The 26,894-nt window shown below is 53.0% G+C and carries 30 protein-coding genes; 16 read left to right on the top strand and 14 right to left on the bottom strand.

Annotated elements, in window-relative coordinates:
* Positions 1-2: 2 nt before the first annotated feature.
* The 7 genes from FDX24_RS08535 to FDX24_RS08505 all read right to left on the bottom strand — a co-directional run bounded on the left by FDX24_RS08535 (position 3) and on the right by FDX24_RS08505 (position 5,105).
* Positions 3-254, bottom strand: coding sequence for an acyl carrier protein (locus tag FDX24_RS08535; RefSeq protein ID WP_005121566.1), 252 nt, complete (start codon positions 252-254; stop codon positions 3-5).
* A gap of 12 nt (positions 255-266) precedes the next feature.
* Positions 267-524, bottom strand: a complete 258-nt coding sequence (locus FDX24_RS08530) for a phosphopantetheine-binding protein (RefSeq protein ID WP_048213596.1) — start codon at positions 522-524, stop codon at positions 267-269.
* Positions 505-1,320, bottom strand: a complete 816-nt coding sequence (locus FDX24_RS08525; protein ID WP_048213595.1) for a 1-acyl-sn-glycerol-3-phosphate acyltransferase — start codon at positions 1,318-1,320, stop codon at positions 505-507. The genes FDX24_RS08530 and FDX24_RS08525 overlap by 20 nt, the downstream gene beginning before the upstream one ends.
* The gene (locus FDX24_RS08520; protein WP_048213594.1) at positions 1,317-2,039 is read right to left on the bottom strand and encodes a beta-ketoacyl synthase chain length factor; all 723 of its coding nucleotides are present in this window, start codon (positions 2,037-2,039) and stop codon (positions 1,317-1,319) included. Before FDX24_RS08520 ends, FDX24_RS08525 begins: the two co-directional genes overlap by 4 nt.
* A 40-nt stretch (positions 2,040-2,079) precedes the next feature.
* Positions 2,080-3,141, bottom strand: a complete 1,062-nt coding sequence (locus FDX24_RS08515; RefSeq protein ID WP_040231691.1) for a class I SAM-dependent methyltransferase — start codon at positions 3,139-3,141, stop codon at positions 2,080-2,082.
* A gap of 68 nt (positions 3,142-3,209) precedes the next feature.
* On the bottom strand, positions 3,210-3,587 hold the full coding sequence (locus FDX24_RS08510; protein ID WP_122973906.1) for a hypothetical protein: 378 nt from the start codon (positions 3,585-3,587) through the stop codon (positions 3,210-3,212).
* 471 nt (positions 3,588-4,058) lie between these two features.
* Positions 4,059-5,105 carry an AI-2E family transporter gene (locus tag FDX24_RS08505; protein ID WP_048213592.1) on the bottom strand — a complete coding sequence of 349 codons (1,047 nt, stop codon included), beginning with the start codon at positions 5,103-5,105 and terminating at the stop codon, positions 4,059-4,061.
* A gap of 133 nt (positions 5,106-5,238) precedes the next feature.
* On the opposite strand from FDX24_RS08505, the gene FDX24_RS08500 reads away from it, so the two are divergent.
* The gene (locus FDX24_RS08500) at positions 5,239-6,456 is read left to right on the top strand and encodes an MFS transporter (RefSeq protein WP_137364133.1); all 1,218 of its coding nucleotides are present in this window, start codon (positions 5,239-5,241) and stop codon (positions 6,454-6,456) included.
* A 3-nt stretch (positions 6,457-6,459) separates the two neighbouring features.
* Here FDX24_RS08500 and FDX24_RS08495 read toward each other — a convergent pair whose 3' ends face one another.
* A complete protein-coding gene (locus tag FDX24_RS08495) occupies positions 6,460-7,017 on the bottom strand; it encodes a DcrB family lipoprotein (RefSeq protein ID WP_101742578.1) in 558 nt (185 codons plus the stop codon).
* Positions 7,018-7,089: 72 nt separating this feature from the next.
* Entirely contained in the window at positions 7,090-7,755 is a 666-nt protein-coding gene (locus FDX24_RS08490; protein ID WP_137364132.1) for a 7-cyano-7-deazaguanine/7-aminomethyl-7-deazaguanine transporter, read from the bottom strand.
* Positions 7,756-7,923: 168 nt separating this feature from the next.
* Here FDX24_RS08490 and tusA point away from each other — a divergent pair, with 168 nt between their 5' ends.
* Positions 7,924-8,169: a sulfurtransferase TusA gene (tusA, locus tag FDX24_RS08485; RefSeq protein ID WP_005121576.1), complete on the top strand. Its 246-nt coding sequence runs from the start codon at positions 7,924-7,926 to the stop codon at positions 8,167-8,169.
* A gap of 92 nt (positions 8,170-8,261) precedes the next feature.
* Here the strand turns inward: tusA and zntA are convergent, their stop codons facing one another.
* Together zntA and FDX24_RS08475 are read right to left on the bottom strand one after the other, a co-directional pair.
* Positions 8,262-10,460 (bottom strand): Zn(II)/Cd(II)/Pb(II) translocating P-type ATPase ZntA, encoded by a 2,199-nt coding sequence (gene zntA, locus FDX24_RS08480; protein ID WP_137364131.1) that lies wholly within the window; start codon positions 10,458-10,460, stop codon positions 8,262-8,264.
* 74 nt (positions 10,461-10,534) lie between these two features.
* Positions 10,535-11,161 (bottom strand): lysoplasmalogenase, encoded by a 627-nt coding sequence (locus tag FDX24_RS08475; protein WP_101742580.1) that lies wholly within the window; start codon positions 11,159-11,161, stop codon positions 10,535-10,537.
* 141 nt (positions 11,162-11,302) lie between these two features.
* On the opposite strand from FDX24_RS08475, the gene FDX24_RS08470 reads away from it, so the two are divergent.
* Positions 11,303-11,662, top strand: coding sequence for a DUF2500 domain-containing protein (locus FDX24_RS08470; protein WP_115642734.1), 360 nt, complete (start codon positions 11,303-11,305; stop codon positions 11,660-11,662).
* 100 nt (positions 11,663-11,762) lie between these two features.
* Here FDX24_RS08470 and FDX24_RS08465 read toward each other — a convergent pair whose 3' ends face one another.
* Both FDX24_RS08465 and rsmD read right to left on the bottom strand, forming a co-directional pair.
* Positions 11,763-12,038, bottom strand: coding sequence for a DUF1145 family protein (locus FDX24_RS08465; protein ID WP_137364130.1), 276 nt, complete (start codon positions 12,036-12,038; stop codon positions 11,763-11,765).
* Positions 12,028-12,624, bottom strand: coding sequence for a 16S rRNA (guanine(966)-N(2))-methyltransferase (rsmD, locus tag FDX24_RS08460; protein WP_048213587.1), 597 nt, complete (start codon positions 12,622-12,624; stop codon positions 12,028-12,030). The genes FDX24_RS08465 and rsmD overlap by 11 nt, the downstream gene beginning before the upstream one ends.
* 151 nt (positions 12,625-12,775) lie before the next feature.
* Between rsmD and ftsY the strand changes: the two genes are divergently transcribed.
* From ftsY to livJ, 5 genes are all read left to right on the top strand, one after another.
* Positions 12,776-14,302: a signal recognition particle-docking protein FtsY gene (gene ftsY / locus FDX24_RS08455; protein ID WP_137364129.1), complete on the top strand. Its 1,527-nt coding sequence runs from the start codon at positions 12,776-12,778 to the stop codon at positions 14,300-14,302.
* Between the two features lie 2 nt (positions 14,303-14,304).
* Positions 14,305-14,973 (top strand): cell division ATP-binding protein FtsE, encoded by a 669-nt coding sequence (gene ftsE, locus FDX24_RS08450; RefSeq protein ID WP_006687468.1) that lies wholly within the window; start codon positions 14,305-14,307, stop codon positions 14,971-14,973.
* Positions 14,966-16,024, top strand: a complete 1,059-nt coding sequence (gene ftsX, locus FDX24_RS08445) for a permease-like cell division protein FtsX (protein ID WP_048213585.1) — start codon at positions 14,966-14,968, stop codon at positions 16,022-16,024. The genes ftsE and ftsX overlap by 8 nt, the downstream gene beginning before the upstream one ends.
* 253 nt (positions 16,025-16,277) lie before the next feature.
* Positions 16,278-17,132, top strand: coding sequence for an RNA polymerase sigma factor RpoH (gene rpoH / locus FDX24_RS08440; RefSeq protein ID WP_003023425.1), 855 nt, complete (start codon positions 16,278-16,280; stop codon positions 17,130-17,132).
* Between the two features lie 271 nt (positions 17,133-17,403).
* Positions 17,404-18,507 carry a branched chain amino acid ABC transporter substrate-binding protein LivJ gene (livJ, locus tag FDX24_RS08435; protein ID WP_140168316.1) on the top strand — a complete coding sequence of 368 codons (1,104 nt, stop codon included), beginning with the start codon at positions 17,404-17,406 and terminating at the stop codon, positions 18,505-18,507.
* Between the two features lie 158 nt (positions 18,508-18,665).
* Here livJ and panM read toward each other — a convergent pair whose 3' ends face one another.
* Positions 18,666-19,049, bottom strand: a complete 384-nt coding sequence (panM, locus tag FDX24_RS08430) for an aspartate 1-decarboxylase autocleavage activator PanM (RefSeq protein ID WP_115602373.1) — start codon at positions 19,047-19,049, stop codon at positions 18,666-18,668.
* A 423-nt stretch (positions 19,050-19,472) separates the two neighbouring features.
* On the opposite strand from panM, the gene livK reads away from it, so the two are divergent.
* From livK to ugpB, 8 genes are all read left to right on the top strand, one after another.
* A complete protein-coding gene (gene livK, locus FDX24_RS08425) occupies positions 19,473-20,582 on the top strand; it encodes a high-affinity branched-chain amino acid ABC transporter substrate-binding protein LivK (protein WP_086523487.1) in 1,110 nt (369 codons plus the stop codon).
* Between the two features lie 61 nt (positions 20,583-20,643).
* A complete protein-coding gene (gene livH / locus FDX24_RS08420) occupies positions 20,644-21,570 on the top strand; it encodes a high-affinity branched-chain amino acid ABC transporter permease LivH (RefSeq protein WP_003023435.1) in 927 nt (308 codons plus the stop codon).
* Positions 21,567-22,844, top strand: coding sequence for a branched chain amino acid ABC transporter permease LivM (gene livM / locus FDX24_RS08415; RefSeq protein WP_121585159.1), 1,278 nt, complete (start codon positions 21,567-21,569; stop codon positions 22,842-22,844). Before livH ends, livM begins: the two co-directional genes overlap by 4 nt.
* Complete coding sequence (gene livG, locus FDX24_RS08410) at positions 22,841-23,608, top strand: high-affinity branched-chain amino acid ABC transporter ATP-binding protein LivG (RefSeq protein ID WP_048213581.1); 768 nt, start codon at positions 22,841-22,843, stop codon at positions 23,606-23,608. The genes livM and livG overlap by 4 nt, the downstream gene beginning before the upstream one ends.
* Positions 23,609-23,625: 17 nt before the next feature.
* Positions 23,626-24,339: a high-affinity branched-chain amino acid ABC transporter ATP-binding protein LivF gene (livF, locus tag FDX24_RS08405; protein ID WP_086523486.1), complete on the top strand. Its 714-nt coding sequence runs from the start codon at positions 23,626-23,628 to the stop codon at positions 24,337-24,339.
* Between the two features lie 101 nt (positions 24,340-24,440).
* Positions 24,441-24,722 (top strand): hypothetical protein, encoded by a 282-nt coding sequence (locus tag FDX24_RS08400; RefSeq protein WP_061068753.1) that lies wholly within the window; start codon positions 24,441-24,443, stop codon positions 24,720-24,722.
* Between the two features lie 115 nt (positions 24,723-24,837).
* Positions 24,838-25,245 (top strand): dTDP-glucose pyrophosphorylase, encoded by a 408-nt coding sequence (locus FDX24_RS08395; protein ID WP_137364128.1) that lies wholly within the window; start codon positions 24,838-24,840, stop codon positions 25,243-25,245.
* A gap of 243 nt (positions 25,246-25,488) precedes the next feature.
* Entirely contained in the window at positions 25,489-26,805 is a 1,317-nt protein-coding gene (gene ugpB, locus FDX24_RS08390; protein ID WP_016151119.1) for a sn-glycerol-3-phosphate ABC transporter substrate-binding protein UgpB, read from the top strand.
* The last annotated feature ends 89 nt before the right edge of the window (positions 26,806-26,894 follow it).

The following is a 26,894-nucleotide window of genomic DNA, read 5'->3' as shown; positions in this document are numbered from 1 at the left end:
AATTACGCTTCTTTGAGAAGGCGTTCTACCGCGTCGACGACATCTTGTACGGTGCGTACTGCTTTAAACTCTTCCGGTTTAATTTTCTTACCGGTTTTCTTTTGCAGATGCACGATCATGTCGACGGCGTCGATGCTGTCGAGTTCCAGATCTTCGTACAGGCGCGCCTCAGGCTTAATGTCCTGCGGGTCGACTTCAAACAGCTTGACCAGCAGTGATGAGACTTCTTCGTAAATGGCTTTTTGTTCGGTCATAACGGACTATCCTCAGGCACGTTGCGCGTGAATGAACGATGCCAGCGTGGCGACGGAGAAGAAGTGCTGGCGCATTTCTTCGCTCTCTGCTGAGAGGACCACGCCATACTCGTTTTTCACCGCCAGCCCCAGCTCCAGGGCGTCGATTGAGTCCAGACCTAATCCATCGCCAAAGAGTGCCGCTTCGGTATCAATATCGTCAGCTGTCAGTTCGTCGAGATTCAATGTCGTTATAATGAGATTTTTGATTTCAAGATAAAGCGCTTGCATCATTAATTCCTGAAAGAGGTAAAGTACCTGGTTGTAATTGAAGCAAAAGATGCCGGTTCAACTGCCTTGCGGCCAGCGCCGGTTCTTGTGAATTTGCGTCGTAAAATTGGTCGATCTTAACCCGTTCGTGTACTGAAACGGTAAACATGGGCTTTATCGATGGGACGTCGTACCATTTGCTTTCTTTATCCAGCATTTGTTCGCTGCAGTTTATGGTTACGATGCGTAAATCGCTGCTGCAGCGTACGGCGATATTCGCCGCACCACGCTGTAACGTCATTTCCTCTCCGGGGCGTGTACGGGTTCCCTCGGGGAAAATTAAAATGGTATCGCCTTGTTCCAGACGTTGCTGGCACGCGGGTAACAGCGCATCAGCCTGACTGTTAATCAGATAATCTGCTGCCCGGACCACGCCGCCAAGAAACGGGTTTTTTAGTAATGCGCTTTTCACCAGACAGTCGGTTTCTGGCATGACCGAGGCCAGTAGCACGTAGTCAATGAGCGTCGGATGATTGGCGACGACCAGGCACCCTTGTTCGTTGCGTAAAATGTCTCGTCCTGCAATCTGGTAATCCAGCACGCCAAGTCGCTTCGCCACCGTTAAAAAGAGGCGAAAACTGGCAGCAATGCTGCGTCTGGCGATACGCCGACGTCGGGCTTTATCCCATACTGCGATGAGCAATACGTTAAACCAGACAGTAGAAAGGAGGAGTCCGCCGAGGCCAAACAGGGCAAAGCAAAAACCGGTCATCACCAGTCGCCATACCCAATTAAGCCGCAGGAAAATCGTGTTCATCCCTGACTCCACTGCCACTGTACGCGCTCGCCTGGCAGGGTAAACGCCGCGGTATCTTGCAAATAATGTTGTAAAAACAACAGGCTTTGTGGCAATGGCGTCTCACCTTGCGCGCAGTGTGGACGGGTTTCGCATTGCCAGCGATCACCGGATTCAATAACCAGCGCGACGGCAAACGGCCATGTCGGCATATCAGGCGGCAACTGCGGATGATAAAACTCGGGCAGAAAACCGTCGAAATCGACCATCAATACGCGCTGATATCCCGCCTGCAACAGCCCGATGACTTCGCATAGCCCCTGCTGGAACGTATCCCTGCCAGCGGAAAGCGAGGAGGAGACAATCGGCTTTTTCGCGGCGATGGTCAGGTTTCCCACGGCAGAATTATGCACAGAGAGGGCGAAATCGGTTGGTGAGAGAGCCTGCTCAGTCGCCAGGGCGTGCAGGATCCTGTAGTTACGCTCCAGTTCACCATGGCGGCTGGTGTACAACACGGCATCGATATCATGACGGCGTAGCATCGCCAGCCCGCAATCAACGGCCAGTTTGCTACCGGAGCTGAGGCGGCGAGCCGTCATCATCGGTAACTCGCTGAGTTTAGCCAATGGCGCGGTGGGATCGATGGCGTGCGAAAACCGTGACCATTCATGCCACTGTTCTGTTTCGCTTAATCCTGGCGCCTTGGCCTGCCAGTCGATAATGTTGAAAGCAAATTTCATCAACGCGTATCCGCGGTAAATCGGTTGTTCCGATTGTTTCTTATTTTTTCTTCTGACATATCAATAAAGTATGCCCAACACCTAAGTTGTCGTGGCGTTCATCTACCTGAAAACCTGCCTGATTCAGATAGTGATAAAACTTCTCTACGCTGTAGAAGCGGCTGTTGCCATTCGCCATACAGGTAAAATAAAGCGAAGACGCATTCAGGCTAAATGAGGCCGCTTCAAATTTTTGGGCATCCCAAAACAGTTCCATAATGCACAGCTTCGCGCCCGGTTTCATCACCCGAGCAATGTTGCTCAGAATGGCGATAATTTGTTCCGGGGAAAAACAGTCCAGAAATTGGCTCATCCACCAGATATCTGCCTCTGCGGGTAAAGGCGAGTCGCTAAGCATATCCACAGCATGGAAATTTATGCGATGGGATAATCCCGTATTTTCGATATTTTCGCGGGCAAGTGCAATTTGTTGCGGCAAATCTAATAGAGTGACTGCAATATTGTCATCATGTTGACAACAACGTAATGCCCATTTCCCGGTATTTCCGCCGACATCGTACAGGGTTGCAGGGGCGCTGGCGAATACATATGGCAATGCGGCATCAAATGCGCCATCTGAATAGTAATGATCGAAAGCGAACCAACTTTCACGCGCAGCCAGGGGTAATTGCGACAGTGCAGGATAGATTGTTGGCCAGTCGCCAAAAATTTTTAATCCCGCGGGCTTCCCTTCTTTCAGCGCATTCTCCAGATAGAACAGTCCCTGATAACAAACATCCTGGGTGAAATCCATATTCACACGCGTCATCGTGTCATGTAAAAGGAAGTGGCCGACTTTAGCGAGGTAATAATATCCTTCTTTGTGGGTAATAATTCGCCCACTTAACCCCATATCCAACAGGATGCTGGCGGCATATTCGTTGATGGTGCTGTTTTCGGTAATTTCGTCGAGCGTGGCGCCGCGTTTACCTTGCTTGTCCAGCCAGGTGAGTACTCCCGCATTTCGCAGACACAACGCGGTTTGAAAAAGCATAGGGGCAAAGGCGATACGTTGTGCTTCAGTAATGGCATCCAGTGCGCTAAGCGAATCCTGTTCGTACATGTGGGGACAACCTGTTAAATGGCAGAGAGTAAGAGTATCGGGCCTTTTCGGCCCGACTTTAGGCGTAATTACAGATTGGCACCGGCTGACAGATTGAGCTGGATGTCTTTATCCAGATTGCGTACCCAGCGGTTGTAGTTTTTATGAATTTTTCCACCAGAAGCCTGCAGGTTAAGGCTGCTGTCGTATTTAATGTCATAGCTGGTGGCGGTATAGGTGATACGGACTTCAGCCACATGATCGCGGGTTTGTTGGCGTGCTTTAATGACACCAGGACCGGCTTCAGACATGACCCATTGGCGTTGAATGCCCGCTTTCAGAATGGCGGTTTTAACCTGATCCTGAGTGTGCCCCGCGCTTACGCTGGTGTGAACTTGATCGATCGGCGCAGTACGTGCACATCCCGCCAGCGCACCGACAACGGCAATGGCCGCAAACCACTTAATATACTGTTTCATTAAAACTCCCTCTCAAAGTACTGTTTATACGTGTTTAATAATAAGCTTCGAAATAATGATCACCCTGCAGCTCCCGTGATTTTGTTTAAGCTAAATCAGCATTTTATTTCACGTGTCCGATAGCAAGGCGATGAGGTTGCCGGATGGTAATATTCGGTGACTTTCTTCAACGGAAATTTTTCAGCGTAATCATCGGCGAGAAGTATAGATTTTTAGATAAAACGTATCAAATAAAATAACCTTTAAATATAGGCAGATAGTTTGAGTTAAATTCTGTGGGGGGATTCATTATTCTTATGTGGTTTGGCAAAGACATCCGTACGTTGACTTATGTATTTTCTTTATTAAAAAATGAAATCCTTTTCACTCTTTATTTAAGATAAATTGCGATATATACCTGTATGGATATCAGTTTAACGGGCATATAAAAAGATAAAAACTACCTCGGTTGGTAGTTTTTCAGGGTAGCCGACTTTTGGGTCTGCCGGGACCCAGCAAAATGGCCAGTTTGCTGCCACCGGTGGTGGTTTCCATCCAGATTTTACACACGCTGGTTAACGGCACAGAGAGCAGCATGCCTACCGGGCCGAGCAGCCATCCCCATACCAACAGAGAGAGGAAGACGATTAGCGTCGATAATCCCAGGCGATGCCCCATCATGCGCGGCTCGAGGATATTGCCAATCACCATATGCACCACCAGAAACAGCGCGCCAACCAGTACGCATTCGTAAATGCCGTTGAACAGCAGCGCCTGAATCATCGGTGGGACGGCGGAAATAACCGAGCCTATATTGGGCACATAATTGAGCAGGAAGGCCAACACGCCCCACATCAGAGCAAACTGAATCCCCATCAGCGCCAGTCCCAGCCAGACGATAGCGCCAGTCCATAGGCTGAGCAACGTTTTCAGTGCCAGATAGTGAGATACGCCCTTGAGCGCCCGATGCAGCCCTGCAATATGGATTTGTGGGTTGTTCAGCGCAAAGCGCAGCTTATAAGGAACATGGCGCACCTCAAACAGCATAAAGACGACCGTCATCACCAGCAGAACGACGCTGGCCATGGCGCCAGAGAGGCTGGTCATCAGTGTGGTGGTGAAGGTCATGAGTTTATCGGAATCGATACGTTGCAGGATGCGCTCTGGCGACATATGCAAATTCAGAAAGGGCACCATCTCTTGCAGATACAGGACTTTGCGCGTCAGCTCCTTATTGTATTTGGGTAGCATAGCCATGAATTCCGTGATCGAAGACGCCAGAACGCCGATCAGTGCCGTGAGGACGAACAGCATGACCACCACTACGAGCGTAATGGCTACCGGGCGACGTACTCCCCGGCGAATAAACCAGGTGACCAGCGGATTCAACACAATGGCAAAAAAGAGAGCCAGCAGCAGTTGCACAATGATATCCGCCGCGGCATGAATACCGGCGAGGATCACCACCAGCGCGGCCAGTTTAAGTAAAATGTGCAAACCTGTTTTGTCAGGCTGAATGGTTGTCATGTCTTCTTCCTGTGTGCATTTTTGCATTAAGTGTAGCGGCTGGCTTGCTGCCGATATTCCTAATCTGGTTACTGATTTCTGGGCTGCAACATGGTAGAAATGAAACACTGTTGTGAATATGTGGTGACCCTCCATGCCCGAACCCGTCGCTGAACCGACGCTGAGCGGTTTACGCCTTAATCTGCGCATTGTCTCCGTGGTGATGTTTAACTTCGCCAGCTATCTGACCATCGGCCTGCCGCTCGCGGTATTGCCGGGCTACGTCCATGATGTGATGGGATTCAGCGCCTTTTGGGCTGGACTGGTCATCAGCCTGCAATATTTCGCTACGCTGCTGAGCCGTCCGCATGCCGGTCGCTATGCCGATCTGCTGGGGCCGAAAAAGATTGTGGTATTCGGACTGTGCGGCTGTTTTTTAAGTGGTCTGGGCTATTTACTGGCTGGCTCAACGAACGACTGGCCGTTGGCCAGTTTGCTGCTGCTATGCCTGGGTCGCGTGATCCTTGGGATCGGGCAAAGCTTTGCCGGGACTGGCTCTACGCTGTGGGGCGTAGGGGTTGTGGGTTCAATGCACATTGGACGGGTGATTTCATGGAACGGTATTGTCACTTATGGCGCGATGGCGATTGGCGCCCCGCTGGGCGTTCTGTTTTATGCCTGGGGGGGCTTACAGGGGCTGGCGCTGACGGTAATGGGCGTGGCGCTGCTGGCAATATTGCTGGCGCTCCCTCGTCCGGCGGTAAAGGCCAGCAAAGGCAAACCGTTGCCGTTTCGCGCGGTGCTCGGACGCGTCTGGTTGTACGGCATGGCGCTGGCGCTGGCCTCCGCTGGATTTGGGGTGATCGCCACGTTTATTACCCTGTTTTATGATGCCAAAGGCTGGGACGGCGCAGCTTTCGCGCTGACGCTTTTTAGCTGCACGTTTGTCGGCACTCGACTGTTGTTCCCAAATGGTATCAACCGGTTAGGCGGGCTGAATGTGGCGATGATTTGCTTTAGCGTCGAGATTGTCGGGCTGCTGCTGGTCGGGATGGCTTCCATGCCGTGGATGGCGAAAATTGGCGTTCTGCTGGCCGGGGCCGGGTTCTCGCTGGTTTTCCCGGCGCTGGGCGTGGTGGCGGTAAAAGCGGTCCCACAGCAAAACCAGGGCGCTGCGCTGGCGACCTACACGGTATTTATGGATTTATCGTTGGGTGTTACCGGGCCGCTGGCTGGGCTGGTAATGACGTGGGCAGGCGTGCCGGTTATCTATCTGGCGGCAGCAGGGCTGGTGGCGGTGGCGTTATTGCTGACCTGGCGGTTAAAAAAACGGCCTCAGGTGGTGTCACCGGAGGCCGCGTCATCGTCTTAACCGTTACTGGATAACCAGCGTGTTAATGATGTTTTCTGCGGTAGTCTGCGCCTTTTGCTGATCGTCAGCAGGCAGCGTGATTTGCAGGGTCAGCAGTTGGTTATCCACTTTGCCCAACACCACAGAAGAGTAAGCGGTCTGGCCTTTAGCCGAGATGATGCTGTCTAACTGCTGCAGCGTGTGGCCTTTCAGCTCAATAGATTTATTGGTGACGACCTGCAGCTGCGGGTCACGGCTACGCTGCTGATCTTCCAGACGTTTTGCCAGCACAGCCAGGTCTTCGTTGGTGTTGTCGCCAACAATCACAATCACCGCTTTCTGGCCGGTTGCGTCAGAATAGACGTGCATATTGTTCGCCTGAGTGCCCAGCTTGCCGCTCTGATCGGTCATATCCGCTGGCAGGGAAAAACTGAGTTTGCCGTCCAGCAGGCTGACCGGTTGTCCGCTGGCGCTACTTTCTGCGGCAGCTTTCTCTGCTGGCGCTTTTGTATCGCTATTATCACAGGCCGCAAGCCCCATAACCAGCAGGCCAATACCGACATATTTAACCAGATTGCGCATTGACTTCTTCCTTTCGATAAACGGCCATAACGGCTCATTCGTCCATCTTATCACAACTCGGAAAATGAACCTTTAACTCGTCTGCAATGCAGCGATTTCGGATTTATCTGCCAGCCTTTTCAGCAACATATTCAGCAGCACGCCGTACATCGGCAGGAAGAAAATAATGCTGATCAGCACCTTGAAACAGTAATCGACCAGCGCGATTTCCATCCAGTGCTCGGCCATAAAGGCATCCGGGCTGCGCCAGAAAGCGATAAAGAAGAAGGCCAACGTATCGCTGATGTTGCCAAACAGCGTGGACGCCGTTGGCGCCAGCCACCAGCGACGGTTCTGACGCAGGCGGTTAAAGACATGCACATCCAGAATTTGTCCCAGCGCGTAAGCCATAAAGCTGGCGGCGGCGATACGGGCGACAAACAGGTTAAAGTGCAGCAGTGCGCCAAATCCCTGGCATGATCCCATATAAAACAGGGATGAAACGACATAGGAGATCAGCAGCGCGGGGATCATCACCGCAAAGATGATGCGTCGTGCCAACGGCGCGCCAAAAATACGCACGGTCAGGTCGGTGGAAAGGAAAATAAACGGAAAGCTAAACGCGCCCCATGTGGTATGGAAACCAAAAATGGAGATTGGAAGCTGCACCAGATAGTTGCTGGAGGTGATCACCAGCAGATGAAATAGCGATAGCCAGAACAACGCTTTTACGCGCTGAGTTTGTGTAAACGGAGTCATATTGTGACCTTTTTGTTGGATGGGGTGAGGGAACCCAATAAAAAACCGTCGCATGATACTGCTTTAAGAGCACATTGCAATGGTTGTTTTTCACGCAATCGTTAACCTGATTGGCTTACGCCACAACAGAGCGTAAAATAACGCCGTTTTTGTATGAATGAGACGACGATGAGCGACCTGTTTACTTCCCCCGACCATACTCTTGATGCCCAGGGACTGCGCTGCCCGGAACCGGTGATGATGGTGCGTAAAACCGTACGTGGCATGCAGGCTGGTGAAACACTGCTGATTGTCGCCGACGATCCGGCAACAACCCGCGATATTCCTGGCTTCTGTACCTTTATGGAGCATGAGCTGGTGGCTAAAGAGACCGACTCGCTGCCGTACCGCTATCTGCTGCGTAAAGGTCAGTAGTTTTGTTTGCCGGATGGCGCTAACGCTTATCCGGCAAACAAAGAACGTGTAACCCGTAGGCCGGATAAGGCAACGCCGTCATCCGGCAAAAACTATCCTTTACGTAACAACCGCAGCGCGTTAGCAGTCACCAGTACCGTCGCCCCCGTATCTGCCAGTACCGCCAGCCACAGTCCGGTTATCCCGAGCAGCGTGGTGACGAGGAAAATCCCCTTCAGACCCAACGCAATCGCAATGTTCTGGCGAATATTGGCGTGGGTGGCCCGCGCCAGTTGAATCATTTGCACCAGACCACGCAGGCGGTTGTGGGTCAGGGCGGCATCGGCGGTTTCCAGCGCGACGTCGGTTCCGCTCCCCATGGCAATACCGATGGTGGCTGCTTTCATCGCCGGAGCGTCGTTGATGCCGTCGCCAACCATCGCCAGCGGCGACTGTTGGTTAAGATGGGAAACGGCCTGCACTTTATCTTCCGGCAATAGCCCCGCTTTGAATTCAAGGCCCAGTTCGCCGGCAATGGCGGCGGCCGCACGTGGGTTATCACCGGTCAGGATCACGCCTTTCACGCCAATCTGATCAAGCTCGGCGATAGCGCTGCGAGCGTCGTCGCGCAGCGTGTCCTGTAAGGCCAGCACGCCGAGAACGGCATCGTTACGCAGCACCAGCACCACCGTTTGGCCCGCGCTTTCCAGCTCGCTTATCTGCCCGGCAAAAGCGTCGGCAGGTTGCTTCCCGGCGGCGCAAATCAGCACGCGCTCGCCGTCGACCCGCGCTTCAATGCCAGATCCGACTAATGCGCGCTGTTCTTTCGCGACAGGTATAGCCAGTTCGCGCGTTTGTGCTTCCCGAACAATCGCCTGCGCCAGCGGGTGTGTCGCGCCTTGCTCTACCGCTGCCGCCAGCGCCAGCAGTTCAGCCTCGCCAATACCGCTCGCCGGGTGAATCGCTGTGACGCGCGGTTTACCCACGGTCAGAGTACCCGTTTTATCAAACGCCACCTGCGTGACTCTTCCCAACTGTTCCAGCGCGGCCCCGCCTTTGATTAGCGCGCCACGACGCGCCGCGGCGGCAAGACCAGAGGTAATGGCTGCGGGGGTTGAAATTACCAGTGCACATGGGCAGCCAATCAGCAGCAGCGTCAGCCCTTTATAAATCCACTCCTGCCAGGATGCGGCAAACAGTAGCGGTGGTACAAGGGTAACCAGCAGCGCAACCGCCATAATGGCTGGGGTGTAAATTCGGCTGAAACGGTCAATAAAACGCTCAATGGGGGCGCGACGTTCATCCGCTTCTTCAATCAACTTCAAAATACGGTCAATGGCGCTGGCGCCCGGTTCGGAGAGCACTTCCAGCGTAACCAGACGATCCACGCTGGTGGCGCCTGCCGGGACTTTCTCGCCGGTGGCGCGTTCAACCGGGATCGATTCGCCGGTCAGGGCGCTTTCATCAAAACTGGCAAAGCCGGAAACCAGTTTGCCGTCGGCAGGTAAACGCCCACCCGCGGCCACTTCGATAACATCGCCAGGGCGGAGGCTATTAATAGCCACCTCTTCGCGCTCGCCGTTACGCAGGCGCGTGGCGGTTTCCGGTTTGAGCGCCATCAGCGCGCTAACCCCTTTACGGGCACGGCTGGCAGCCCATCCTTCCAGACGCTCGCCGATTAAAAACAGCAGCAGTACCATGGCGGCTTCCGCCGTCGCGCCGATAAACAGTGCGCCGATGGCGGCCACGCTCATTAATGTTTCAATGGCAAAGTAGCTGCCGGTTTTCATCAGACGCAGAGCCTGACGGGCAATGGGGTACAGACCGACCAGGGTGGTGGCGATAAACGCTATCTGACCGAAGGGATGATTGAACTGCTCCAGCCCCCAGCTAATCGCCATCATGATAATCAGCGAAATCAGTGGCAGATTTTCTTTAAACCGCGATTCGGGGGCTTCTTCTGGTGCCTGCTCATCACGCAGGGTATAGCCTGCTTTCTGCACCGCATTTTCAACTTGCTGGCGGATATCGGAACCGGCGTCGACCACCAGTTTTTCGGTGGCAAACAGCACCTGAACCTGGTTAACGCCGCTGACCTGGCGGACCGCATTCTCTACTTTTCGGGCGCAGGCCGCGCAGTCCATGCCTGCCACTTTCCAGGAATAGCGAGTCCCGTCAACGGTATCGGATACGGGTGGCGTAGTGGAGCAAGTTCCTTCGCAGCAGCAGTCATCAGCCTTCTTTGGCGCAGGCGCTGGCTTGAAAGAAGAGAATTGTGGGGCTTTTTTGCCATTGGTATCGGGTGTCGACATGGCATCCTCCGATTGATAATCATTTCGTATTAACCGGAGGATACACTCTGGAGTCGACTCCAGAGTCAAGCATTTTAAAGATACAACGAACGAACAATCAGGAAATGTCCGGCGAAGTAGCAGGCGGCGGCAATGGCGTTATCGGCGCGGAAGCGGCGACGGTAATGGCTACCCAGCCAGACAATATTGCCGATGAACAGGAGCGATGCGCCCATAAATGCCGACAGCGCCGGAGCGGTTGGGCGGAAGAACCATAGTTCGCCAGCCATCCAGACCATCATCAGCGTGATGCCAATAAAGGTACAAATAGCGATGCGCAACTCTTCCAGGCGCGTCCAAATCACAGCAATCAGCAACGCACCTAACACCAGCAGCACCAGCGGTAAAGGCCAGAAGAACGACAGCGTCATTTGGCTGGCGAAGTAAATGGTATACAGCAGGTGTGACAGGAAGAATGCCCCAACTGCGTACAGCAGGCGTTGGCGCGGCAATAGCGTCAGCGCGTCGCCCAGCAGTGAAGCCAGCAAGCCGGCCAGTACCAGGTAACTGATAGCGTTAAACATTGGCGCCTGCCAGGCCAGCAGCGCCAGCAGGAGTAACGTCAGGGGTTTAAAGACCCAGCGTTGCCAGGCAGGCCCACGATAGGAAGCATCCACGAACAACCATGCGGAAAGGCAGACAGCGATAAACGACCAAAGCATCTTAGTTCCTTGAATTCGTTATTTTTTCGTAAGCGGGGTGCTCACGGCTCTACTGTCCAGTGTAGAGGTCGACACTGCCAGATGACAACACCATAACGGGCAATGTATGCTTATTTCCGCATTTTCTGATGGGTTAATAATATGAGCAAGCCACCACTTTTTTTCATTGTTATCATTGTCTTAATCGTTGTCGCCGCGTCGTTTCGCTTTGTTCAGCAGCGACGTGAAAAAGCGGATAATGATGCCGCGCCGCTGGTGCAAAAGCAGGTGGTGGTGACGAATAAGCGGGAAAAGCCGCTAAACGACCGACGCTCCCGTCAACAGGAAGTGAGCCCGGCGGGCACCAGCATGCGCTATGAAGCCAGCTTTAAGCCACAAAACGGCGGCCTGGAGCAGACGTTTCGTCTGGATGCTCAGCAGTACCATGCGCTAACGGTCGGGGATAAAGGCACGCTGAGCTACAAAGGTTCGCGTTTTGTTGATTTTACGCTTGAACGCTAAGGTTTCATTTGGCTGATGCCGGATGGCGGTTTACGCCTTATCCGGCCTACAGATTTTTTCGCCCCGGCTCGCTACGTTCCGCCGGGCGAAAAGATCGCAGTTACTTCTTCAGCTGATCTTTAATCTTCTTCTGCCACACCAGTAACTCAAAGACGCCGAACAGAAAAATACGCACTTTCTCGCCGGTGGTCATCTGTGGGCCATCTTTCGGCATGGTTGATTTCAGTAGCGCCAACTGCATGCCGTGCATCAGCACCATAAACACCAGAGCCACATTCACGAAGATATTGAGCGGACGTGGGAACGGTTGAAAAATATTCAGTAGCAGGAATGCCCAGACACACAGCATCAACAGACGTCCCAGATTAATCAGCATGTTGCTCTCCTTGTGCTTCACGTTGATACAGACGATAAGCAACCTGCCCAGCCACTTTTTCTCGGTATAACGACCAGTTAACCGGAACCGGCGGCAAACCGTTTTCAACTTCGCTTTCCACGTAAATATACGCTTCATTTGCCAGCCAGCCGCGAGTTTCCAGAAGAGTTAATGTTTCTTCCAGTAATCCTTTACGAAACGGCGGATCCACAAACACCACGTTATGCGGCGTACCGGCCTGGGCCAAAAATGTCAGGGTATTGGTGTTGACCACGCGGGCATGGGGTGCTTTCAGCGTGGCGAGATTCTTTTGCAACTGCTGAGATACCGCGCGATCCATCTCCAGCAGCGTGGCATCTGCCGCATAGCGGGAGAGTGCTTCCAGACCCAACGCGCCGCTGCCGGCAAAGCAATCAAGGCAACGGGCATCGACCATCACCGGAGCCAGCCAGTTAAACAGCGTTTCGCGTACGCGGTCGGTGGTCGGACGCAGTCCGGGGCTGTCCGGAACCGGGAGTTTACGGCCTCGCCATTGCCCGCCAATAATGCGGATCTGTCCGCTGCCAGAGTGATTCGGTTTTTTCATTTCTATTATTGCTCAATCCGCCTATAGCATGTCATTCCAGGCGGTGATGTGAGTTAAGTTAAGTGATAGACTATTTCATCATTTTTTTAGCTGCTATGTACATAGCGTTGACGCTGTGCCATGAAGCAACAGCGGGGGAGTGTAGTCGCAAATGGCGAAAGAGAAAAAACGTGGCTTTTTTTCCTGGCTGGGCTTTGGTCAAAAAGAGCAGGCACCGGAAAACGAGACAGAAGTAAAAAACGAAGAACAACAACCGGTTACTGAAGAAGCTACCGTCGTTGATGAGCCGTCACGCGCGCAGGAAACGCATAGCGAGGCGGAAACAGAAGCCTTTGCAGCTGAAGTCGTTGAAGTCACTGAACAGGTTGCGGAAATCGAAAAACTGCAGCCGGAAGAAGAACCTGTCGCCGAACAAGCGCAGCCGGAAATTGAGCCGGTTGTTGAACCCGTTGCTGAAACTGTAGTGGAAACGCCAGCGGCGGTGGTTATCGAACACGAAGAATTACCGCTGCCGGAAGAGGTGAAAGCCGAAGACGTTTCTGCCGAAGAGTGGCAGGCCGAAGCGGAAACCGTAGAAATCGTTGAGGCGGTTGAAGAAGAAGCTGAAAACGAGCCGCAACTGACCGACGAAGAACTGGAAGCACAGGCGCTGGCCGCTGAGGCTGCTGAAGAAGCGGTTATGGTGGAGCCGCCAGAAGAACCTGCTGTAGAAGAATCGGCAGAAGAAGAGGTGGTTCAGGAGCAGGAAAAACCAACCAAAGAAGGTTTCTTTGCGCGCCTGAAGCGTAGCCTGCTGAAAACAAAAGAAAACCTCGGTTCCGGATTTATCAGTCTGTTCCGTGGTAAAAAGATCGACGATGATCTGTTTGAAGAGTTGGAAGAGCAACTGCTGATCGCCGATGTGGGCGTAGAAACAACCCGCAAGATCATTGCAAATCTGACAGAAGGCGCCAGCCGCAAGCAGCTCAAAGATGCAGAAGCGTTGTACGGCCTGCTGAAAGATGAGATGGGTGAGATTCTGGCGAAGGTTGACGAACCACTGAATGTTGAGGGTAAGACGCCATTTGTTATCTTAATGGTTGGCGTTAACGGCGTGGGTAAAACCACCACTATCGGTAAGCTGGCGCGTCAGTTTGAGCAGCAGGGTAAATCGGTGATGCTGGCGGCGGGCGATACTTTCCGTGCGGCGGCGGTAGAACAGCTGCAGGTCTGGGGTCAGCGTAACAATATTCCGGTGATTGCTCAGCACACCGGCGCAGATTCTGCGTCCGTTATCTTTGACGCCATCCAGGCGGCGAAGGCGCGTAACGTAGACGTGCTGATCGCTGATACCGCAGGGCGTTTGCAGAATAAATCGCACCTGATGGAAGAATTGAAAAAAATCGTTCGCGTGATGAAGAAGCTGGACGTTGATGCGCCGCATGAAGTTATGCTGACTATCGACGCCAGCACCGGGCAGAATGCGATAAGCCAGGCCAAACTGTTCCATGAAGCGGTGGGCTTAACCGGTATCACTCTGACCAAGCTGGATGGTACGGCGAAGGGCGGGGTCATTTTCTCGGTTGCCGATCAGTTTGGCATCCCTATCCGCTATATCGGTGTGGGCGAACGTATCGAGGATTTACGTCCGTTTAAAGCGGGCGATTTTATAGAGGCACTTTTTGCCCGAGAGGATTAACAATGATTCGCTTTGAACATGTCAGCAAGGCCTATCTCGGTGGGAGACAAGCGCTGCAGGGAGTCACATTCCATATGCAGCCTGGCGAGATGGCGTTTCTGACCGGCCACTCTGGCGCGGGTAAAAGTACCCTGCTGAAGCTGATCTGTGGAATTGAACGGCCCAGTGCCGGGAAAATCTACTTCAGCGGGCATGACATTAGCCGTTTGAAAAACCGTGAAGTGCCGTTTCTGCGTCGTCAGATTGGCATGATTTTTCAGGATCACCACCTGTTGATGGACAGAACCGTCTTCGACAACGTGGCAATCCCACTGATCATTGCGGGTGCCAGCGGGGACGATATTCGTCGTCGCGTGTCAGCGGCACTGGATAAGGTCGGGCTGTTGGACAAAGCGAAGAACTTCCCGATTCAACTCTCCGGCGGTGAACAGCAGCGTGTGGGCATCGCCCGCGCGGTGGTGAACAAGCCTGCGGTACTGCTGGCGGATGAACCGACGGGGAACCTGGATGACGCGCTGTCAGAAGGGATCCTGCGTCTGTTCGAAGAGTTTAATCGCGTCGGGGTAACGGTATTAATGGCGACGCACGATATTGGGCTGATCTCCCGTCGTTCTTATCGCCAGCTTGTCCTGAGTGACGGACACCTGCATGGAGGCCTGGCGCATGAATAGGCGTGACGCTATCAATCAAATCAAACAGTTCGGTGGACGACTGGATCGCTTTCGTAAATCGGGCGGCGCGCCGGGTGATGGCGGTCGCAACGCGCCAAAACGTGCGAAAGCGTCGCCAAAACCGAACTCGCGTAAAACCAACGTCTTTAACGAGCAGGTACGTTATGCGTTTCAGGGGGCGTTACAGGACCTGAAAAGTAAACCGTTGGCGACATTTCTGACGGTGATGGTTATCGCTATCTCACTGACGTTGCCAAGTGTTTGTTACATGGTCTACAAGAACGTGAACCAGGCGGCAAGCCAGTATTACCCGTCCCCGCAGATCACCGTATATCTGCAAAAAACGCTGGATGATGATGCGGCGGCACGTGTGGTGGGGCAGTTACAGGCCGAACAGGGCGTGGAGAAAGTGAATTACCTCTCCCGTGACGATGCGCTGGGCGAATTCCGTAACTGGTCTGGCTTTGGCGGCGCGCTGGATATGCTGGAAGAGAACCCGCTGCCCGCCGTGGCGGTGGTGATCCCGAAACTGGACTTCCAGGGTACGGAGTCGCTAAACACGCTGCGTGACCGCATCGCACAAATCAACGGTATTGATGAAGTGCGGATGGATGACAGCTGGTTTGCACGACTGGCGGCGTTAACGGGCCTGGTCGGGCGCGTTTCCGCGATGATTGGCGTGCTGATGGTGGCGGCGGTCTTCCTCGTCATCGGTAACAGCGTGCGTCTGAGCATTTTTGCGCGTCGCGATACCATTAACGTACAGAAACTGATTGGTGCGACGGATGGATTTATCCTGCGTCCGTTCCTTTACGGCGGCGCGCTGCTGGGTTTTTCCGGCGCATTTCTTTCACTGATTTTGTCAGAAATTTTGGTGATGCGCCTGTCATCAGCGGTGACTGAAGTGGCACAGGTTTTCGGAACGAAGTTTGATATCAACGGCTTATCATTCGATGAGTGCTTGCTACTCCTGCTGGTATGCTCAATGATTGGCTGGGTGGCAGCCTGGCTTGCCACGGTTCAACATTTACGCCACTTTACCCCCGATTAAAAAATCTCTGGTATAATCTTTCCCTGCACTGAGTAGTTCGCTCTGCAGGGAAAGAGCCCTGTTTTCTCTTCCCGGCGCATTCATCGTGATGTCACATTTTGTGCGTAATTTATACACATTACGACATGGAACTTGTGGATAAAATCACTGTCTGATAAAAGATTGAATGATATTCTCGTTGCTCATAAGCTCTGGCATGGTTGTTGCTATTGGTTTTTACCAACGCCAGATGACAAAGATTGAGAGGATTTGAATGACCAAAGAAATGCAAAATTTAGCTTTAGCCCCTGTTGGTAACCTGGAGTCTTACATCCGGGCTGCGAACGCGTGGCCGATGTTGTCGGCTGACGAGGAGCGGGCGCTGGCTGAAAAGCTGCATTACCAGGGCGATCTGGAAGCAGCTAAAACGCTGATCCTGTCTCACCTGCGCTTTGTTGTTCATGTTGCTCGTAACTACGCGGGCTATGGCCTGCCGCAGGCGGATCTGATTCAGGAAGGTAATATCGGCCTGATGAAAGCCGTGCGCCGTTTCAACCCGGAAGTGGGTGTGCGTCTGGTCTCCTTCGCCGTGCATTGGATCAAAGCCGAGATCCACGAATACGTTCTGCGTAACTGGCGTATCGTGAAAGTCGCGACCACCAAAGCACAGCGTAAGCTGTTCTTTAACCTGCGCAAAACCAAGCAGCGTCTGGGCTGGTTTAACCAGGACGAAGTTGAAATGGTTGCTCGTGAGCTGGGTGTTTCCAGCAAAGACGTGCGCGAAATGGAATCCCGTATGGCGGCGCAAGACATGACGTTTGACATGTCTTCGGACGACGAGTCCGACAGCCAGCCGATGGCCCCGGTGCTGTATCTGCAGGATAAATCTTCTAACTTTGCCGACGGCATTGAAGAAGACAACTGGGAAGATCAGGCTGCGAACAAACTGACCCACGCCATGGAAGGTCTGGACGAGCGTAGCCAGGACATCATTCGTGCCCGCTGGCTGGACGAAGACAACAAGTCGACGTTGCAGGAACTGGCCGATCGCTACGGCGTTTCCGCTGAACGTGTTCGTCAGCTTGAAAAGAACGCGATGAAAAAACTGCGTGCGGCGATCGAAGCGTAAACTTTCTGCCAAACTGAAAATGCTGATAAACCCTGGATGAAAATCCGGGGTTTTTTGTTTTTATCTCTCCTGCTCTCTCCTGACGTTCTATGCTTTTTGTCATCAAGTTGTTATCTGCATGTCAAATTTAGCTATTCCAAAATAATAAAAATCGGGTATGTTTTAGCAGAGTATGCTGCTAAAGCACGGGCAGCTATCCAATAATTGAAATAAAGTGCTGAACAACAACATCACAACACACGTAATAACCACAATAATGGGGATTGTCAGGATGAATATGAAGGGTAAAGCGTTATTGGCAGGATGTATCGCCCTGTCTTTGAGCAATATGGCGTTTGCTAAGGATATTAAAGTTGCTGTCGTCGGCGCGATGTCCGGTCCGGTAGCGCAGTATGGCGATCAGGAATTTACTGGCGCAGAGCAGGCGATTGCAGATATCAATGCCAAAGGCGGCGTGAAAGGCGACAAACTGGTCATGGTGAAATATGACGATGCCTGTGACCCGAAACAAGCGGTAGCGGTTGCTAACAAAGTGGTCAACGACGGGATTAAATACGTTATCGGCCACCTGTGTTCTTCCTCCACTCAGCCTGCGTCAGATATCTATGAAGACGAAGGCATTCTGATGATTACCCCAGCGGCAACGGCGCCAGAGCTGACCGCACGCGGCTATAACCTGGTGTTACGTACCACTGGTCTGGATTCCGATCAGGGCCCAACGGCCGCCAAATATATCGTTGAAAAAGTGAAGCCGAAGCGCATTGCGATCGTTCACGACAAACAACAGTACGGTGAAGGCCTGGCGCGTTCCGTGCAGGACAACCTCAAGAAGGCTAACGCTGACGTGGTGTTCTTTGACGGGATCACCGCCGGTGAGAAAGATTTCTCTACGCTGGTGGCGCGTTTGAAGAAAGAGAATATCGATTTCGTTTACTACGGCGGTTACCATCCGGAAATGGGGCAGATCCTGCGCCAGTCTCGCGCCGCGGGTCTGAAAACTCAGTTTATGGGACCTGAAGGGGTAGCGAACGTGTCGCTGTCTAACATCGCGGGTGAGTCTGCAGAAGGCTTACTGGTAACGAAACCGAAGAACTACGATCAGGTTCCGGCAAACAAACCGATTGTGGATGCGATCAAAGCCAAGAAACAGGATCCGAGCGGTGCATTCGTATGGACCACCTACGCCGCGCTGCAATCCTTGCAGGCCGGTCTGAACCAGTCTGACGACCCGGCTGAAATTGCCAAATACCTGAAAGCAAACTCAGTGGAAACCGTAATGGGGCCTCTGTCATGGGATGCGAAGGGCGACCTGAAAGGCTTCGAATTTGGCGTGTTTGACTGGCATGCCAACGGGACGGCGACAGACGCCAAGTAATTTTCCCGGCGCCTTTTGCGCTGCAGGTGCGTTGGCTGTGTTATTCAACCCCGGTCACTTACTTATGTAAGCTCCCGGGGATTTCATAACTTGCCGCCTTCCTGCAACACAAAATTCTTGGGAAAATGCGAGTAATACAACTGGCTGGGGACTGTTTTTTAGCGCTTCTCCCAGCCATTTTCCTGGGCCGTAAACCCTAACGCCTGCATAAACGCGGCCATCACGCTGCGGTCTTCAACGCCGACGTCGGCCATCCACCATGAACTCACGTCAGGGTTTTCCCGGATCACTTCTTCGATCAAATACTGGCCCACACCGCGACGGCGGGTGATATCGCGTACGCGCAATGAATCTAATGCGCCTTGCGTGCCGCTCAGGGTGACACGTACTGCGCCAAGCAGGCGCTCGTTAAAGCGTGCTGCATAGATCCGGTGCGTTTCATCTACGCTTAATGATGAGGCGGAATATTCCGGCCAGATTTTGCCAAGATCGATGAGATCCTGATCACTGAAGTTTTCTAAACGAACGATGGTCAGCTTCATTAACAGCATGTCCAAATCACAAAAGATGGAATGAGTGTACCGAAATAATTCGTCCGGATGCTTTCTCTTTTTTATGTGAATAACCAGATTAATAATTTTGTAACAACAGTAATGACAGTTTGAAACCGTAGAGATTGAAAAACAGGCAGAATAATACCCTGGAATGCAGCATTTTATTCGGCTCTTTGTACCGTTATTTTATGCTGACAAACGTGCTTTTTTTTGTTTATCTATAGCGAAAAGCAGAATATTATCTTTTCTTAATCGACTGAAAAATAGAGATTTTAGCCTGATTTTGCTTAAATGACTGCGCTAAACCATTAATGAGACTGGTAAAAATAGTGCAGTTCAAAAAAAGCACAGACTGCTTTTTAACCACATAAATACAAAATATTAATTACGTCACGAATGGGGATTCAGGTAATGAAACGGAATGCGAAAACAATCATCGCAGGGGTGATAGCACTGGCAATGTCGCACGCTGTCATGGCGGAGGATATCAAGGTCGCTGTTGTTGGCGCGATGTCAGGTCCGGTCGCGCAGTGGGGCGATATGGAATTTAATGGCGCACGTCAGGCGATTAAAGATATCAATGCCAAAGGTGGGATCAAAGGCGACAAGCTGGTCGCCGTGGAATATGACGATGCCTGCGATCCGAAACAGGCTGTTGCGGTAGCGAACAAAATCGTCAACGACGGCATTCAGTACGTTATTGGACATCTGTGCTCATCTTCCACGCAGCCCGCATCAGATATCTATGAAGATGAAGGCATTCTGATGATTTCTCCGGGCGCCACAAACCCGGAACTGACCCAGCGCGGTTACGCTCACATTATGCGTACAGCGGGCCTGGACTCCTCTCAGGGGCCGACTGCCGCGAAATACATCCTGGAGCAGGTGAAGCCACAGCGTATCGCCATCATTCATGACAAACAGCAGTACGGTGAAGGCCTGGCGCGTTCGGTGCAGGACAGCCTGAAAGCAGGTAAAGCCAACATCGTTTTCTTTGACGGTATCACCGCCGGGGAAAAAGATTTCTCTGCGCTGATCGCTCGCCTGAAAAAAGAAAATATCGACTTTGTTTATTACGGCGGCTACTACCCGGAAATGGGGCAAATGCTGCGCCAGGCACGTTCCGTCGGGCTGAAAACCCAGTTTATGGGACCAGAGGGCGTCGGCAATGCGTCGCTGTCTAACATTGCCGGTGATGCCGCTGAAGGCATGCTGGTGACCATGCCAAAACGCTATGACCAGGATCCGGCGAATAAAGCTATCGTCGATGCGCTCAAAGCTGACAAGAAAGATCCAACTGGACCGTACGTGTGGATCACTTATGCAGCCGTCCAGTCATTGGCGACCGCAATGGATCGTAGCGGTAGCAAAGAGCCGCTGGACCTGGTGAAAGATCTGAAAGCACACGGGGCTGATACCGTGATTGGGCCGCTGAAATGGGACGAAAAAGGCGATTTGAAGGGATTTGAGTTTGGTGTCTTCCAGTGGCACGCGGATGGTTCATCGACCGTCGCGAAGTAATACCTGAAGACGAGTTATCCCACCGCCCGTGTAAAACGGGCGGGTTAAGAAAGGTTACCTTATGTCCGAGCAGTTCCTCTATTTCTTGCAGCAGATGTTTAACGGCGTCACGCTGGGAAGCACCTACGCGCTGATCGCCATCGGCTACACGATGGTGTACGGCATTATCGGCATGATCAACTTCGCCCACGGCGAGGTGTATATGATCGGCAGTTATGTCTCCTTTATGATCATCGCCGCGCTAATGATGATGGGCATTGATTCCAGTTGGCTACTGGTCGCGGCGGGCTTCGTCGGCGCGATTGTGATTGCCAGCGCCTACGGCTGGAGCATTGAACGCGTGGCGTATCGGCCCGTGCGCAGCTCCAAGCGCCTGATTGCGCTAATTTCCGCTATCGGGATGTCCATCTTCCTGCAAAACTACGTCAGCCTGACGGAAGGTTCGCGCGATGTGGCACTGCCCAGCCTGTTTAATGGCCAGTGGACCGTTGGCAGTAGCGAAAACTTCTCTGCTTCCATCACCACCATGCAGCTGGTTATCTGGATTGTAACCTTCCTGGCGATGCTGGCGCTGACGCTGTTTATCCGTTATTCCCGTATGGGGCGCGCCTGCCGTGCCTGCGCGGAAGACCTGAAAATGGCCAGCCTGCTCGGCATCAACACCGATCGCGTGATTGCGCTGACCTTTGTGATTGGCGCGGCAATGGCGGCGGTCGCGGGCGTGCTGCTCGGTCAATTCTATGGCGTAATTAACCCGTACATCGGCTTTATGGCCGGGATGAAGGCCTTTACCGCAGCGGTACTGGGCGGCATCGGCAGCATTCCTGGGGCGATGATCGGCGGCCTGATTCTGGGCGTCGCGGAAGCGCTCTCCTCTGCTTATCTGAGTACTGAATACAAAGACGTGGTGTCGTTCGCGCTGCTGATTCTGGTGCTGCTGGTGATGCCGACCGGTATTCTGGGTCGCCCGGAGGTAGAGAAAGTATGAAACCGATGCATTTTGCAATGGCGCTGCTTTCTGCCGCCATGTTCTTTGTCCTGGCGGGCGTCTTTATGGGCGTTCAGTTAGAGCTTGACGGCACCAAACTGGTGGTGGATTCCGCGGCGGATATTCGCTGGCAGTGGGTGTTTATTGGTACTGGCGTGGTCTTCCTCTTCCAGTTGCTGCGTCCCGTTTTCCAGAAGAGCCTGAAGAGCGTCTCCGGGCCGAAGTTTATTCTGCCGGCGATTGACGGCTCCACCGTTAAACAGAAGCTGTTCCTGGTGGCGCTGCTGGTGATTGCTGTCGCATGGCCATTTATGGTGTCGCGCGGCACGGTGGATATCGCCACGCTGACGATGATTTATATCATCCTTGGCCTCGGTTTAAACGTGGTGGTCGGCCTTTCCGGCTTGCTGGTGCTGGGCTATGGCGGCTTCTATGCCATTGGTGCGTACACCTTTGCGCTGCTGAACCACTATTACGGTCTTGGTTTCTGGACCTGTTTGCCGCTGGCGGGATTGGTATCGGCGGCGGCAGGATTCCTGCTTGGCTTCCCGGTTCTGCGTCTGCGCGGCGACTACCTGGCAATAGTGACCTTAGGCTTTGGCGAAATCGTGCGTATCCTGTTGCTCAATAATACTGAAGTCACCGGTGGCCCGAACGGTATCAGCCAGATCCCGAAACCGACCTTTTTCGGTCTTGAATTCAGCCGTAGCGCCCGTGAGGGCGGCTGGGATACCTTCAGCAACTTCTTTGGCGTGAAATACGATCCCTCTGACCGTGTGATTTTCCTCTACCTGGTGGCGCTGCTGCTAGTGGTCTTCTCGCTGTTTGTCATCAACCGCCTGTTGCGTATGCCGCTGGGCCGTGCATGGGAAGCGTTGCGTGAAGATGAAATCGCCTGCCGTTCACTGGGCTTAAACCCTACGCGCATCAAGCTGACCGCCTTTACCATCAGCGCCGCGTTCGCCGGTTTTGCCGGTACGTTGTTTGCCGCGCGCCAGGGCTTTGTCAGCCCGGAATCCTTCACCTTTGCCGAGTCGGCCTTTGTGCTGGCGATTGTGGTACTGGGCGGAATGGGCTCACAGTTTGCGGTGATCCTGGCGGCCATCCTGCTGGTGGTGTCACGCGAGCTGATGCGTGATTTCAATGAATACAGCATGTTAATGCTGGGTGGTTTAATGGTACTGATGATGATCTGGCGTCCGCAGGGCTTGCTGCCGATGACCCGTCCACAGTTGAAGCTGAAAAACGGGGAAGCAAAAGGAGAGCAGGCATGAGTCAGCCATTATTATCGGTTAGCGGCCTGATGATGCGTTTTGGCGGCCTGCTGGCAGTCAACAATGTGTCTCTGGATTTGCATAAAAAAGAGATAGTCTCCCTGATTGGCCCGAACGGCGCGGGGAAAACCACGGTCTTCAACTGCCTGACCGGGTTCTATAAGCCGACCGGCGGGACGATTAAGCTGCGCGACCAGCACCTGGAAGGACTACCGGGTCAGCAAATCGCGCGTATGGGCGTGGTGCGTACCTTCCAGCACGTACGTCTGTTTCGCGAAATGACGGTGATTGAAAATCTGCTGGTGGCGCAGCATCAGCAACTGAAAGCTGGGGTTTTCTCCGGGCTGCTAAAAACCCCTGCTTTTCGCCGCGCGCAGGATGAAGCGCTGGACCGCGCCGCCACCTGGCTTGATCGTATCGGCCTGCTGCAGCATGCTAACCGACAGGCGAGCAACCTGGCCTATGGCGACCAGCGCCGTCTTGAGATTATCCGTTGCATGGTCACTCAGCCGGAAATTCTGATGCTTGATGAACCTGCTGCGGGTCTTAACCCGAAAGAAACCAAAGAGCTGGATGAGCTGATTGCTGAGCTGCGCGATCATCACGACACCACCATCCTGCTCATTGAGCACGACATGAAGCTGGTGATGGGTATTTCAGACCGTATTTACGTGGTGAACCAGGGTACGCCGCTGGCGAACGGGACACCGGAGCAGATTCGTAACAACCCGGACGTGATCCGCGCCTATTTAGGCGAAGCATAATGGTGGTGAGGCATAAGATGGAAAAAGTCATGTTGTCTTTTGACAACGTCAACGCCCACTACGGCAAGATCCAGGCTCTGCACGATGTCAGCTTGTATATCAACCAGGGTGAAATCGTGACGCTTATCGGTGCCAACGGTGCGGGGAAAACCACGCTGCTCGGAACGCTGTGCGGCGATCCTCGGGCAACAAGTGGGCGTATTGTCTTTGATGGTAAAGATATTACCGACTGGCAGACGGCAAAAATCATGCGTGAAGCGGTGGCGATTGTCCCGGAAGGGCGTCGCGTGTTTTCCCGTATGACGGTGGAAGAGAACCTGGCGATGGGTGGTTTCTTTGCCGAGAAAGGCCAGTTTCAGGAACGTATCAAGTGGGTGTATGACCTGTTTCCTCGCCTGCATGAGCGCCGTATTCAACGTGCGGGAACCATGTCCGGCGGCGAACAGCAGATGCTGGCGATAGGCCGTGCGCTGATGAGCCAGCCGAGGCTGCTACTGCTTGATGAACCGTCGCTGGGTCTGGCGCCGATTATCATCCAGCAGATCTTTAACACCATTGAGCAACTGCGCGAGCAGGGGATGACGATTTTCCTCGTCGAACAAAACGCCAACCAGGCACTGAAACTCGCCGACCGTGGGTACGTGCTGGAAAACGGCCACGTGGTGCTGGAAGATACCGGTGATGCATTGCTGGCTAACGAAGCGGTGCGTAGCGCTTATTTGGGCGGTTAACAGTTATCTAAATAGACAAGGGGCTCATCAGGCCCCTTTTTTATTGCGCTATGTTATTATTGATAATGATTATCAATAATAAAAATGAACATGGAGAAAGGATGACACGTTCAGGTGCCTGTATGGCTATTGGAAGTCTACTATTGGCCGGCTCATTCAGTGCGCAGGCAGTGAAAGAGCAAACTTTCGATCCGCGCGATCCTGCAATCTGGCAAGAAAAGCCGGTCAACCCGTCAGCACAATCCAACTCACCCTGCGAGGTATTCAGCAGTTCTGTGTGTCCGGGCTGGGAAGACGAAAAATCGGATATCCAGCGTGACCGTGAGCGGCGGGAACAGCAGCGTTTACAGAACGAATATGAACGCCGCTGGCGAAGAGAGTAAGACTGGAAACGCAATCATTCATACCTGCAAGGATTGCGAGTTCTGTCCCAGCATTTGTGCACTATATTCTGTATAATCAATAGCTTGATTTATATTTTATATCAATGGTAATTGCATGAATGATTCACCGCATCAAACTAATGTGCAGCCCATGCCCGCAATTGATGGCGTCACGGTTTCCTTTAATGGGCTGAACTATCTGCGTCCAGAACCCCTGCTGGATTTTGTCAGTATTAGTCCATCACCATTGCTCGCCGTAACGCCTGTAGCGCTGCTGTATTCCTCTGTGGGCGTGCTTCAGCAAGTCGATTTGCGCAAGCTGCCGGTGGAAGTCTGTGGGCGCGTGGTTTATCCCATCTCTTCGCTGAAGCTTCCTGCATTACGGGGAAAACTCATCATCAACGCCCAGTCACGGCGACTCAAGTTTCTGGAAAGCCTGGTGGCGATATCTCCGGAAGATAACATTCATGGTATGCAGATCCTGGGTCTGGCGCTGGAATTCACGTTTGCACAGCCTGCCTGATCTTACCAGGGTGACAAAACCTTCTTTATTCACCGGGTAAAGCATACCGCTACCCGGCTTTGTTGTGCACCACCCCGCATTTTCCTGTCACTACGCTTTCACCGCCTTGCCATCTGTTTGTCGCCTTACTATCTTTTTTTTGTAATAAAAAAGTTATTTTTCTGTCATTCGAGCATGTCATGTTACCCCCGCGAGCATAAAACGCGTGATATCGCGCATCCGGCACAACAAGAGAGATAACCGATGATATCGTTACGACATACAGCTTTAGGACTGGCACTTAGCCTGGCGTTTGCAGGTCAGGCACTGGCGGTCACCACCATCCCATTCTGGCACTCAATGGAAGGCGAACTGGGTAAAGAAGTTGACTCACTGGCGCAACGTTTTAATGCCGCCAATCCCGACTACAAAATTGTTCCGCAGTACAAAGGCAACTACGAGCAGAGCCTGAGCGCAGGTATTGCCGCTTTCCGTACCGGAAACGCGCCTGCGCTGCTGCAGGTTTATGAAGTGGGTACGGCAACAATGATGGCTTCGAAAGCCATTAAACCGGTCTATGAAGTATTCAAAGAGGCTGGCATTAACTTCGATGAATCTCAGTTCGTCCCGACGGTTTCCGGGTATTACACCGACTCTAAAAGTGGACATCTGCTCTCCCAGCCGTTTAACAGCTCCACGCCGGTGCTGTACTACAACAAAGATGCCTTCAAAAAAGCCGGTTTAGACCCTGAGCAGCCGCCGAAAACCTGGCAGGACCTGGCGGAATACACCGCGAAACTGAAAGCGGCAGGCATGAAGTGCGGCTACGCCAGCGGCTGGCAGGGATGGATTCAGATTGAAAACTTCAGTGCCTGGAACGGTCTGCCGGTAGCAACCAAAAACAATGGCTTTGACGGTACTGACGCGGTGCTGGAGTTCAATAAACCGGAACAGGTGAAGCATATCGCTCTGCTGGAAGAGCTGAACAAAAAAGGCGATTTCAGCTACTTCGGGCGTAAAGATGAGTCGACCGAGAAGTTCTACAACGGGGATTGCGCCATTACCACCGCGTCTTCCGGTTCTCTGGCTGACATCCGCCATTACGCGAAATTCAACTATGGCGTCGGGATGATGCCGTACGATGCCGATGTGAAGGGCGCGCCGCAGAACGCCATTATCGGTGGAGCCAGCCTGTGGGTGATGCAGGGTAAAGACAAACCCACCTACGAAGGCGTGGCGAAGTTCCTCAACTTCCTGGCGAAGCCTGAAATTGCTGCCGAATGGCACCAGAAGACTGGCTATCTGCCGATCACCACCGCGGCCTACGATTTGACCCGTGAGCAGGGCTTCTATGAGAAGAATCCGGGGGCTGATATCGCTACGCGTCAAATGCTCAACAAGCCGCCGTTGCCGTACACCAAAGGGCTGCGTCTGGGCAATATGCCGCAGATCCGTACCATTGTGGATGAAGAGCTGGAAAGCGTCTGGACCGGGAAGAAAACCCCGCAGCAGGCGCTGGATGCCGCCGTTGAGCGTGGTAATCAGTTACTGCGTCGCTTTGAGCAATCGACCAAATCGTAATGTGAAATGCCGGGTGGCGGCTGCGCCTTACCCGGCCTACAAATGCGCGTAGGCCGGATAAGCGTAGCGCCATCCGGCGCTGTTCAGGA

Source organism: Citrobacter sp. wls716 (assembly GCF_005280975.1).
GTDB classification, from domain to species: domain Bacteria; phylum Pseudomonadota; class Gammaproteobacteria; order Enterobacterales; family Enterobacteriaceae; genus Citrobacter; species Citrobacter youngae.
The sequence above is the reverse complement of the archived record's forward strand: the minus strand, read 5'-3'. Positions and strand labels throughout refer to the sequence as shown.